Origin of the sequence: Okeania sp. SIO3B5, from assembly GCF_010692555.1 — a bacterium.
Taxonomy (GTDB): Bacteria; Cyanobacteriota; Cyanobacteriia; order Cyanobacteriales; family Microcoleaceae; genus Okeania.
This window is the reverse complement of sequence record NZ_JAAHHG010000310.1, coordinates 1-11,829: the sequence shown is the minus strand read 5'-3', so window position 1 is coordinate 11,829 and position 11,829 is coordinate 1. Positions and strand designations below refer to the sequence as shown.

Sequence of the window (11,829 nt, the reverse complement as noted above, 5' to 3'; positions counted from 1 at the left end):
CGAAAAATTGTGGTTTAAACCTTTTAAGAGAGAGGTAATTATTAATTATTAATTAGGGTTTGCTGAAAAAGTCTTATTGGTGAGGGCAGGAGACAACCCACCCCTAACCCCTCCCAGGAGGGGAAGACAGGAGTCAACCCACCCATCGCCCCTCCCAGGAGAAATGGGAATTATGGAGGATATAGTAGGAAGAATAGTCCCAAGATTGTTTTGCCCAATTCTTGACCAAAATCCGCTCATTTTTGAACCATTACTACCTAAAACCTGGAACTTTTTAAGTATTAAAAAGGCTAAAACCTTTATCTGCAAATACTTTTATATTTATTCAGCAAGCCCTAAATTATTAATTATTAATTATTAATTATTAATTATTAATTATTAAATACTTCCCTTTGTACTGACAAAAAGGAGAAAATATATTTTTATATTTTAACTTATTGCCATCAATGAGTAAGTATTAAAAGAAACAATTTTGAATTTAATATTTGAAATTCTTAGTATAGCGTTTCCCAAGCTAATGAGGTACAGTTGTTTTTCTTATTTATCGATTCCTACGGAACCAGAATTACTACTCCCTACTCCCTACTCCCTACTCCCTAAAACTAAGGAATTTTGTACCTCACAAGTATGGGAATTGCTATAAATATATTTTGGTATAAGAATATGAAAATATTTATTGCTAGAATAAAATTAGATTATTATAAACCCTCTTTTTCTAAAAGCGTAACGCTAAAAAAAATACATACTAAAAAAAATCCCTAAACCCCTATGCTGAAGTCACGGCGCTACAGAATTTATAGCACTACATAAATATTCCTCTATTCCCTATTCCCTATTCCCTACTCCCTACTCCCTGCTCCCTACTCCCTTTTCACTCAAATTTACTGTCAAACACCAAAGAACGTACTGCTATATTTATCAGAATTTTCTTATTTGCTGTTTGTTCTCTTGATGCACTACCAGGTACTTCTAACCTCTTACAAAGGAGTTAAAATCTAGGTCGTACCACTATTCTATATTCCCTTTTTATAGCGGTTTTCAAATAGATAGACTACAGTGGCCAAAGTATTCTCCTACTGCCTACTCCTTGCTCCCTACTCCCTAACTCAAAAGAATTGTGTCGTCTAATTAAATGAATTGCTATGAAAATAGAGAAAAAACGTAAATCTTTGAAAGAGCAAATTTACTATATTTTTGAATATTCAGACCCGAAAAGTCTTTTAAGTTTGCTAGATGATTTGCTAATTACTATTTTAACAAGTATTAGTGTCAGTGCGTTTATTTTAGAAACTTCTCCCAGATTTTCAGATATTTATTCTGAAGATTTAAAGCTAATCGAAATAATGATAACAGGATTGTTTACTTTAGAATATTTTATCAGAGTATGGGTATGTACAATTAATCCTAAATATCGTCATCCTATTAGTGGGAGATTAAAATATATAATTACCCCTTTATCCATAATAGATCTTATAGCTATTTTGCCATTTTATTTGCAAGTATTATTTCCCAGCTTAGGATTTATAAAGTTTACATTATTACTGCGTTTATTTCGCTTATTTAAAATCAGTAGATATTCTGAGTCACTGCGGACTATTATTAAAGTTATAGTTCTAAAAAAAGAGGAATTAATAGCTACATTGTTAATAGTAATTTTTGTGTTAGTCTTTGTTTCCAGCCTCATGTTTTTTGCCGAAAATGAAGCACAACCAGAAAAATTTTCTAGCATTTTAGAAACTATGTGGTGGGGAGTAGTAACTTTAACAACTGTGGGTTACGGAGATGTTTATCCTACCACTAATTTAGGCAAATTATTAAGTGCTGCTGTAGCATTTTTAGGTATCGGAATTTTTGGTCTACCAGCAGGTATAATTGCATCTGGTTTTGCTGAAGAAGTTCAAAAAAGAAGGGGAAAAAAAATAGTTCATCCAGTAGGAAAAGATATTAAAATAACTGCAGAAACTACATTTCCCTTAAACTCAGATGTCAGACATCATATACACCAAGACTTCAGACATCATCATACAAAACAAGAGCAAAAGCAGGCGATCGCTGACTATATTGAGGAATCATCTGAGATTATGAAACTTTGCATAGAAACGGCAAAGAAAAAGTATGGAAATTATTTTCAAAATGAGGAAATTATTAAAGATTTTGCCATGGTTCTTTATCAGGAAACAATACACAGATTTCATCGTTAAAAGTTAGGAATGGAGTAGGGGAGATGGGGGGATGGGGGGATGGGGGGATGGGGAGATGGGGGGATGGGGGGATGGGGAGATGGGGGGATGGGGAGTAGGAAAGAAACCGAAATATATCCTCTCTTCTTTTGAAGGAGAGGTAATAATTAATTATTAATTATTAATTAGGGTTTGTTGATTAAATATCAAAGCATTGACATATAAAAATTTTAGCCTTTTTGAGGTCAAAAAAAGTGCGCCTGTTTCAGCTCTTCATGCTCAAAAAGTTAGTATTTTAGGCGCATAGTTGGGCAGAAAAATCAAGGGACAATTCTTACTCCTACCTCCTCGCTCCCAAGCCATTTCTCCTGTCTTCCCCTCCACCGGAGGGGTTAGGGGTGGGTTGTCTCCTGTCTCCTAACCCTACTAAAAGACTTTTGAGCGCAAACCCTAATTATTAATTATTAATTATTAATTATTAATTATTAATTATCTAAGACCTTCTTAATAATCAATGGGTAAACCGTAATATTCAAGAGTTGAACTATCTTGAATAATATTTTTAATAGAAGTATCTACTTGAATTTGACCAGATTGCAAAATTAAAGCACGTTGAGTTACTTTCGCAACCCAGTTTAAATCATGGGAAGCAATTAATATAATTTTAACTGGTAATTGTAAGATGATTTTAGCTAAATTTTTTCGCCATAAAGGATCTAAACCATTAGTGGGTTCATCTAATATTAAAATTTCTGGTTTTAACGCTAAAACAGCGGCTAAAGCAGCCAATTTTTTTTGACCTCCTGAAAGTTCATACACAGATCTATTTGCATACTTTTCTAAACCAAATTTTACTAACAAATTATCAGCAATTTCTGTAGCAGTTTCTGGAGATAAACCATAATTAAGCGGACCAAAAGTTATATCCTCTAAAATCGTAGGCATAAATAGTTGGTCATCAGGATTTTGGAAACAAAAACCTATTTGACGACGTACTTGAGATAAAGTTTTTTCTTCTAGGAGAATTCCTTGAATCCAAATTTCACCAGATACAGGTTTTTTTAAGCCGACTAAAGTTTCCATAAAAGTGCTTTTTCCTGTACCTGTAGGTCCTAACAAAGCGACTCTTTCTCCAGGCTTAATTGTCAATGAAAGACTCCGTAAAATCGGTTCATTTTGTGGATATTCAAACAATAAATCCTTAACATAGACACCAGTTTGTGGGTAATCCTCTTGCATTTGATCGATGACTAATTATTAACAGTGAAAAAATATATTTCTGCAATTACAAAACTAGCAGCAATTATTAAAGATAAGAATAGATATATTAAGTCTGGTCTATATTTTAAATTGTTTGTAGAACCAGAATATATTCTATTATTTCCATTATGTAACACATTGCCATAACCGCGCAACAACATTGCCTGATAAACTCGTTCTGCTTGTTGATAACTCCGCACTAAAAGACTACCTGTAAGAGCAGCATAAACTGATAAGTTTCTCCAACTAAATTTGTTTCGTTGAAAGCCTCTTAATCTAGTAGCTTTAAGCATCATACTAAGTTGATTAGATATTTCAAAAATATAACGATAAGATAACAAAAGTATATCGGTAATAATGGGAGAAATTCCCAACTGCCTCATCCCTTTTATTGTTGTTAAAAACGAACTTGTACCGAATAATATTAAACAAGTAGTCATAATGGCAAAAAAACGACTAACAATTAATATAACTGCCAGACATCCTTCCTGACGAATTGTCAAAAATCCGTATTGCCAAATAATTGTTTGACCAGATAAAAAAGGTAATAATACGATTACTCCTAACAAAAAAAATCCTGGATAACGTAATCGATTCGCTAAAAATGATAAGGGTAATTTTGACACTCCATAAAGCAGAATGGTTACTAAAAGCATTAATGGAATTAAATACCAATTCTTAATAGTAGCAAAAGCAAACATTAATGCCATTAAACCAATAAGTTTATATCTCACATCCCACCGATGTATTGGAGAGTTTAAATTGGCATATTCATCTAGGGTAAATTTCATTAGTAGGTATTAGGTTTTAGGTAATAGATTTTCAACAATTAATAATTAGGGCTTGCTGATTAAACCTAAACGTCTTTAAAGATCAAGGTTTTAGCCTTTTTGGGTCTGTAATACCTTGGTTTTCAGCTCTTAATGCTCAAAAATTTACCATTTTAGGCAAAAGTTGGGCAAAAAAAAATTACTCCCCTACTCCCCTACTCCCCCGCTCCCCTACTCCTTAAAAAAGACTTTTTCAGCAAACCCTAATTAATGATTACTTCTCCTGAAAACAGATTGGATTGGCAAAAATGATTTTTTTCTTTATTTATTCTTTTATTTTAAAAAATAAGCTTCACACTTTAATTATTCGGTAACTTTTGAAAAGTTTTCCTCTGTTACCTTATGGTAACTTCTATTAACTGTAAGCGAGAAAAGTTTACTGCTCTATCTAACACCTAACTTTGAAAGCAAAGGAACAAATAACAAAAGAAAGAAAAAGTTTTAGTTAAAAATTTGACTTAATAGTTATTCAAAATTGATTTGAAGAATAAACTATGAAATTTCCTCCCTCACCTATTTTCCATCACGATATTTTCTAGTAAGAGTTTCATATAGAATCCGGTTATATAGTATATGTTGATAATTCTATAATTACTTCAATATTTAATCTCCCCTACTCCCCTACTCCCTTACTCCCTTACTCCCCTACTCCCCTACTCCCCTACTCCCAACTATACAACAGTTCTAAGAAGGTAAAAGTTCTGGCATGACTCGACGCAAAAAACTGATAATCATTGCAGTCAAAATACCTTCTATCCCCATCAAAGGAATATGAGAAATTATTAATCCATAAATTACTTTCTGTTCTAAAGAGCTATCAAATCCAGAAGGAACATTTGTAATAATTATCGTAAAAAATATTAAACTAGAAACTCCTATAGCACTAGCTCCAGCAATAAATCCAAAAATGCTCATAGATAAACTTTCCTTAATTCCATTTCCTAAAACATGACGTAGCTGAAATATTTGATAAGCCAAAAGCGCAGGTATTCCCACAATTAGAGCATTAATTCCTAAAGTAGTTAAACCACCATGTCCGAACATTATTGCTTGAAAAAATAGACCAACTAATATAGCTGGAAAAGCATAATAACCCAAAACAGTTCCTAACAAACCATTGAGTACCAAATGAACGCTAGCTGGTGGAATAGGAATATGAATACTAGAAGCCACAAAAAAAGCTGCTGTTAATAAAGAAGCTTTAGGAATGCTAGCTTGAGGATTTGGTAAACGATTAATTTGGCGTAGAGAATACCAGGTAATTAAAGAAGTAATTCCATAGCCACTAATACAGAGGTGAGCAGGCAAAATGCCTTCTGAAATGTGCATTATACCAATTTGATAAATGTTTGCTACAAATAGCTAGGGTATTTCTTAGAATCCAGAATTCAGAATCCAGAATTCAGAATGGATAGATTTAATACCTTTTTTGATGTTGTAAATTATCTTTTTCGTCAAATAGACTTTATTTGAAAGTTTATTTATGATTCTTATTATTCGTAACATTCTTTTTTCAAAATGGTATTATTGAAGATTTAAAATTATCCCGATATAAGGTCAAATAATAATTAATAATTAATAATTAATAATTAATAATTCTGGTTTAAAGCCGACCCTTTTAAGGGGAAAAAAGCGAAGCTTCCCGAAGGGTGGGATGGATGGGTTTCCTAACCATATCCAATGGACCAAGAGAAGAAATAATATTTCCTGATATTCAATTCCGTAACGGTTTTAACCAGAGGTAATTATCAATTATCAATTATCCATTATCAATTATCAATTATCAATTATCCATTATCCATTATCCATTATCAATTAATGAACATTCTTCTAATGTTCTTCTTGTGGTCGATCTTGAGTTTTAAATCGCCAAAAAAATAAAGCAGTTCCCACAAAACCCCACATTGTACAACCGATCATTAATCCTTTTTGTAGCGGATTATAATCACTAGAAATATGAGCTAAATAATGATTATTGTTGCTGACATTATTATTATAATAATTGTGAGACTTATCTACTTGAAAAGGAATAGTAATAAGGCCACCATGACCAGCTTGACGCACCTTAATTTCCCAAGTTCCAGACTGAGAAGAATCAGGGGAAAAAATAAAATTTCCTTGCTCATCAGTCGTGCCTTTTAACCAGACTTTACTTGGATCGATAGGAGCATAAACTGTGACCGAAGCATTAGGTAAAGGAGTACCAGTATCGTAAGTAGCATTAATCTTAATTGCCTGAGTAATTTGATGTTGAATTTTCACTCCATGAGCTATGGCTTTTCCCTGTAAATTTACTGAAGATAAAAATATTAAAGGAATAACAAATTGCCATTTCATATCTTACCTCTGTATAACTTTGGCCTTAGCAATTTTGTCATTATTTACAATCAAATGGGATTTATTTTATAGAAATTCCCGAATTACCAGACAAAAATTATCTTTGACTTTTTAATTTTGACTTACTAATGACTCATAACAATGGCCTTCACCAACATGACCCAAACTGGGTAAAATTGCCATTAACTTTTGGTAGTCATCAGCAGAAAGTTTGCTTTTCAATGTAGCCATATCTGCTTCAACTTTTCCTCCTTCGGCGATCGCTACTAGAGGTGCAAAACCTAATGCTCCTGTATTAATTTCATCATCTGAGGCCACACTACCATCACCGAAAAGGTGGTCAAAATGGAATGTTGCTTCCAATTCCGCAGTGTCTCCACCTTGGAGAATACCTTTACGCTCATCTCCAACAAAATCTCCACAGGTAAATTCTAGCTCTTGGTCAATTTTGAGAGTAAAAGGTATACTCTGACCATCTTTAGTTGCTGTGCCATTCATTAATAAAGAATAACCCTGAGCTGGGCCAACTGTTGCTTTGAGCATTTTCCAAGATAGGGCATTGTAGCGACCAGAAGGTGCAGATACCTCACTTACCAAAATAGCTTCCGCAGTTTCATCTCCCTCTGCCAAATCTACTGTTTTAGTTTGAGCAAGAATGACTTGTTCTTTTGCCTCTGGTTTTCCTCCCGTTTCAGCATTATAGGGTGGATCTGTTTGGTAGGCAGTGATTTCCACTAAATTCGCGTAAAGTTGGTCAAATGTTACTTTCCACCCATCTTTAGTAACGAAACCTTCTCTTACAAAGTCTTCTCCGTTGGCACGAAGTTGGAGAGTGCCTGGAGTATTGTCAGTTGTTTGGGTTTGCTCGGTCTCAGTTTCAGTTGTTTGGGTTTGACAACTGCTCAGTAGGGCACTAGGGATGACAAAGGCCAATGTTGACCATATTAACAGCAGTTTTCTCATCTTCATTACTTTTACAGTTGTACAAATAGGGTGTTGAAAGTAAGAAAATTTTAGCCATGGCATTTTGATTTACAGGGAATTATGGACATGAGTGACCATTTCTCCCAAAATCTATATTGCTTACTTTTTTGGCCTTCTTATATTACATACCTCTGTTATTTAGTAAACACTTTTTTACAAAAATTAACAATCCCTGGGGAGGGCATTATAGCGCTATGCGCAAGTCAAAAGTCAAAAGTCAAAAGTTAGAAGTTAGAAGTTAGAAGTAATCCCCGACGCTCATTTGAGTGTTTATCAAAATAATTGGGTTGCACAACCCCACCTTATTAAGGCGAAATATTTTTGGAGAGTTGCTCAAATCCCCTACTTCCCCTCCTGGCTCCCCTCCTGGGAGGGGCGGGGGTGGGTTGGGGAGGGGCAGGGGTGGGTTAACTTCTAACTTCTGACTTATAACTTCTGACTTCTGACTTCTGACTTCGTTAAAGTAGCAACGCTGCTAGAAATCAAATGGTGCACCCATTCGTTATTCACTTTTAGCCACCTTTGTCATTATTTATCTTTTAAAGATTTACAGCACTTTTTAGGATAGTGAGGTACGCTTTTAAGGCTAATCTTTTTTCCCTACTCCTGTACGGGCGAATCGCGATTCGCCCCTACTCCCTACTCCCTACTCCCTACTCCCTAAAGTCCTAAAATTTTGTACCTCATCAACTCCAAAACTGCTGTAAAAGCAACTTTAAATTTTGAGTTAATAACTATTACTATCAGAAATAAGATGATAAGATAATTGCCTTAATTAAGATAAAATAAAAAAAACTAATATGTAAAAATTTGTCAATATTTTTGAGACCCCTTACAATATTAAATTGTCTTAGCATTAGCCAAAAAACTTACTTAACTCATATGATGAATCACTTTCGTTTTCTATCCTTATCTGGAATCATTGCTAGCTTAATCGCCATGAGTTCCTGTGCAAATACAACTACTCCAACTGTAGATCCTAACGCTAGTCCTAATAGTGTAAATTCACCAGTATCTACTGCTACTGACAACATGAGCAAAATAGATATAAATGATGCTTCAGACTCAGACTTAAAAAAATTAGCAATCAAGTTAAACGTACCCGATCTACCAGAAAAAATTAAGGAAAATCGTCCTTACAAAGATATTAATGAACTAGCGGTCAAAGAAGTTATTAGTCCTCAACAATTAGATTTTGTGAAGAATGATATAACTGTTGCAAAACCTACCGAAAAACCAGAGAGCAATTAACTTGAAAAAAGGTTTCTTTTAAATTGTACTATTTACCCCTACTAATATATTCCTTATTTAGTTAGTAGTAGGGGTTGAAAAAAACTTTTGTATTGAAATTATCTATAGATAAAATTAATATCTTTCATCCTTAAATAAAGGTTAAAATAATGTATCTTGTAGATTAAATGTATATAATTCAGAAGAGACAATTAAGCTGAACAAATTAAGACTTGAGACACTAAAATGATAGAACTGAATACAGAAAAAGCTGTAGAGTTATTAAACTCTATTATGGAATTTGAACTGGCAGGTGTGGTGCGCTATACTCATTACTCCCTAATGGTGACAGGACCTAATCGCATACCAATTGTACAATTTTTTCAAGCCCAAGCAAATGAATCTTTACTTCATGCTCAACAAGCAGGAGAAATACTAACAGGTTTAGAAGGTCATCCCACATTAAGAGTAGCTCCAATTGAAGAAACAAATCAACATTCAGTACCCGATCTTTTAAGGGAAAGTCTTAACCATGAAGCTAAAGCTTTAGAACTATATAAAAACTTCTTGGGAACTGTAGAAAACGCAAGTATATATTTAGAAGAATATGCTCGTACCATGATTGGTCAAGAAGAGTTACATAATATGGAAATCAAAAAAATGTTGCGTGACTATAGTTGATTAATTTAACCTAGAGTAAATATCTAAAATTATCATAGCAATCCGTCTAAAAAATGTGAATATCTGCCCAGAAATTACATATTATTTAGAATTAGAAAAAGAGCAATCGGATTGCTTCATTTTGATCCAATACCAAAGAAAAAATATCAACTATTTTGAGAAAAATTTTTCGATCATTTACCAAAAATTATCCGCTTTTTAATTGCTAAATATTTATTCATCTTCATATAGGTATAGCAATCAGGAATCAGTTGTGAGAATTGAGATGTTCCTTAAAAGGCTTAAAAGGATAGAATATAGCAATTATTATTTTTATATGATACGTTTTTTTCTTCTTCTCTGTTCCCTGTTCCCTGTTCCCTAAAAGTTTTCAATATCTCACAACTCAAATCATATTGCTATAGAACCCATTTGGGATCTTTTATTGAAATACAAAAGCTTCAGGAAAGCCGTTTTAAGGAGCCTAACAACTATAAGGGTTCAGGAGACCGAAAAATTATGAATTAGGACTGCGAGAATCATAAAACCCAGATGGGTATTGAACTTGTAACTTCTTAAATAGATACCAAATGGCTTCTATAAAGAAGGAAAAGATTTAATCCACTTTTGATTAATACTCCAATCCAAAACAAGGCCAGCCACAGCAAAAGTCACTACACTTTCTATTCCCAAGACCATTAAAGGCCATAAATCGAGAAATGTATCCCCATAACTTAATCCCACATCAATTTGTCCCAAACCTCTAACACTGCCAAAGGCCACCACTGCTCCGGATTTTAGATGAGGGTTACTATCCTGACGGATAATATAACGATAAGTCACGCCAAACAGAAATCCACTAATAAAAGCGATCGCGCCCTGAAACAAAAGATTCCAGCTTAGAGCTATAATTTCTAAATCTGCCAATAACTCAAACTTTTGGGCCAAAAAAAAGCTGTTACCGAAGGCGATCGCCCCAGAGATTAAAAATAGGGAAATACCAGCTACAGTTCCTGCTTTTAGAGATTCTATTCTTTCTGCGAAGGTAAAATTTGATGAGTATTTGACCATATACTATATCTTTTTATTGATTAGCATCAGTGTTTTGCCTCACTTAATCTTATAGCACTACAAGAATTGGTTAAGACATTTTTCAATAACGATCCCCCTAAATCCCCCTTAAAAAGCTATCCCTTATAAGGAACTCCTGAAAACCTTGTGTGGAGTAGGGGAGTAGGGGAGTAGGGAGCAGGGGAGAAGGGAGAAAGAATCATAGTAGATAGGAAAAACTACTTAAGTTATCAAGAAAAATCTACTTTTTCTCTGGTAAAAATCTTTGAAAGGCTAGCAGATAACTTGTATCTTTTGTCAAGTTTTATGTTAAGAAAGATGTTTATAAAGCATAGCTTAAAAAGGGGGACTTCCGCTAGCGGTTTTCTCAAAGCTGAGGTACATCAACGATCCCCCTAAATCCTCCTTAAAAAGAGGGACTTCCGGGTTCCCCCCTTGCCAAGGGGGGTTATATCATGTCTGGTAGCATCGTTTGTGTATAAAATCAAGGTGACAATGGGAGAAAACCTTCTGCCTCCTGCCTCCTGCCTCCTGCCTTCGGACCACCAAAGTCTAATTATTCAACCGGACATGATATTAGGGGGGATCTCCAGGAGTGTACCTCACGCTTACTGAGAAATGCTATGTAGTCAAAATACCCTAAATCAAATAATATAGAATTTGCAGTAAATGTTTACCTTTTTCTAAATTTAGTTATGGATATTTTGTCATTAGGCTGGGTTTCACTTTTAGTTGTGTTTGGCTTCTCTATTTCTATGGTAGTTTGGGGTCGTAACGGTTTCTAGAAACTAAGCATCGGTTTTTATAAACCTAATTTTTTTTGATGCGATCGCACTAAATAGCTTTTCTGAGCAATACTAGAGATGGGGTAGGTTTGTTGCCTCTCCCCATCAACCTAGTGCAGGATGGCGGAAATAACTGACCAGTTACAAAATTCTAAAAGCCTTACTAAGCAATACTTTTGACTTTTAACTTCCGCGTAGCGACACTAGGGAAATAACATTGTTTAACCAATAATATTATATCAGTTTAGGACTATCTGCATTAGACATCTCCAGAAAAGAGGGAGTAGGGAGTAGGGGCGAATCGCGATTCGCCCGTACAGGAGTAGGGAACCCACCCCTCGCCCCTCCCCCGACTGTGGAGGGGAAGAATTGATAATTTATTTGGGATAATTGATTTTATTTTTTATTATTGGAGATGTCTATTAACTTCTTCCTTCTTCCTTCTTCCTTCTTCCTTATTTCTTCTTCCTTCTTCCTTATTCAAAAATTACA

At 34.4% G+C, this 11,829-nt stretch carries 11 protein-coding genes; 5 read left to right on the top strand and 6 right to left on the bottom strand.

Features of this window, described 5'->3' with window-relative positions; translation table 11 throughout:
* Window positions 1–1,142 precede the first annotated feature (1,142 nt).
* Window positions 1,143–2,201 carry an ion transporter gene (locus F6K54_RS29665; RefSeq protein WP_293085843.1) on the top strand — a complete coding sequence of 353 codons (1,059 nt, stop codon included), beginning with the start codon at window positions 1,143–1,145 and terminating at the stop codon, window positions 2,199–2,201.
* 31 nt (window positions 2,202–2,232) lie between these two features.
* The gene (locus tag F6K54_RS29660) at window positions 2,233–2,358 is read left to right on the top strand and encodes a hypothetical protein (RefSeq protein WP_293085840.1); all 126 of its coding nucleotides are present in this window, start codon (window positions 2,233–2,235) and stop codon (window positions 2,356–2,358) included.
* A gap of 326 nt (window positions 2,359–2,684) precedes the next feature.
* Here the strand turns inward: F6K54_RS29660 and F6K54_RS29655 are convergent, their stop codons facing one another.
* The 5 genes from F6K54_RS29655 to F6K54_RS29635 form a co-directional block, all read right to left on the bottom strand.
* Window positions 2,685–3,419, bottom strand: a complete 735-nt coding sequence (locus F6K54_RS29655) for an energy-coupling factor ABC transporter ATP-binding protein (RefSeq protein ID WP_293085837.1) — start codon at window positions 3,417–3,419, stop codon at window positions 2,685–2,687.
* Window positions 3,420–3,430: 11 nt separating this feature from the next.
* Window positions 3,431–4,231: a cobalt ECF transporter T component CbiQ gene (gene cbiQ, locus F6K54_RS29650; protein WP_293085835.1), complete on the bottom strand. Its 801-nt coding sequence runs from the start codon at window positions 4,229–4,231 to the stop codon at window positions 3,431–3,433.
* Window positions 4,232–4,954: 723 nt separating this feature from the next.
* Window positions 4,955–5,599: a cobalt transporter CbiM gene (gene cbiM, locus F6K54_RS29645; RefSeq protein WP_293085832.1), complete on the bottom strand. Its 645-nt coding sequence runs from the start codon at window positions 5,597–5,599 to the stop codon at window positions 4,955–4,957.
* Between the two features lie 501 nt (window positions 5,600–6,100).
* A complete protein-coding gene (locus tag F6K54_RS29640; protein WP_293085829.1) occupies window positions 6,101–6,607 on the bottom strand; it encodes a carboxypeptidase-like regulatory domain-containing protein in 507 nt (168 codons plus the stop codon).
* A 111-nt stretch (window positions 6,608–6,718) separates the two neighbouring features.
* Window positions 6,719–7,576 carry a DUF4382 domain-containing protein gene (locus tag F6K54_RS29635; RefSeq protein WP_366558269.1) on the bottom strand — a complete coding sequence of 286 codons (858 nt, stop codon included), beginning with the start codon at window positions 7,574–7,576 and terminating at the stop codon, window positions 6,719–6,721.
* A gap of 897 nt (window positions 7,577–8,473) precedes the next feature.
* Here F6K54_RS29635 and F6K54_RS29630 point away from each other — a divergent pair.
* Both F6K54_RS29630 and F6K54_RS29625 read left to right on the top strand, forming a co-directional pair.
* Complete coding sequence (locus F6K54_RS29630) at window positions 8,474–8,842, top strand: helix-hairpin-helix domain-containing protein (RefSeq protein WP_293085826.1); 369 nt, start codon at window positions 8,474–8,476, stop codon at window positions 8,840–8,842.
* A 225-nt stretch (window positions 8,843–9,067) separates the two neighbouring features.
* On the top strand, window positions 9,068–9,502 hold the full coding sequence (locus F6K54_RS29625) for a bacterioferritin (RefSeq protein ID WP_293085823.1): 435 nt from the start codon (window positions 9,068–9,070) through the stop codon (window positions 9,500–9,502).
* Window positions 9,503–10,078: 576 nt separating this feature from the next.
* Here F6K54_RS29625 and F6K54_RS29620 read toward each other — a convergent pair.
* Complete coding sequence (locus tag F6K54_RS29620; RefSeq protein WP_293085821.1) at window positions 10,079–10,552, bottom strand: hypothetical protein; 474 nt, start codon at window positions 10,550–10,552, stop codon at window positions 10,079–10,081.
* A 695-nt stretch (window positions 10,553–11,247) separates the two neighbouring features.
* On the opposite strand from F6K54_RS29620, the gene petN reads away from it, so the two are divergent.
* The gene (petN, locus tag F6K54_RS29615) at window positions 11,248–11,337 is read left to right on the top strand and encodes a cytochrome b6-f complex subunit PetN (RefSeq protein ID WP_124144543.1); all 90 of its coding nucleotides are present in this window, start codon (window positions 11,248–11,250) and stop codon (window positions 11,335–11,337) included.
* Window positions 11,338–11,829: the final 492 nt, after the last annotated feature.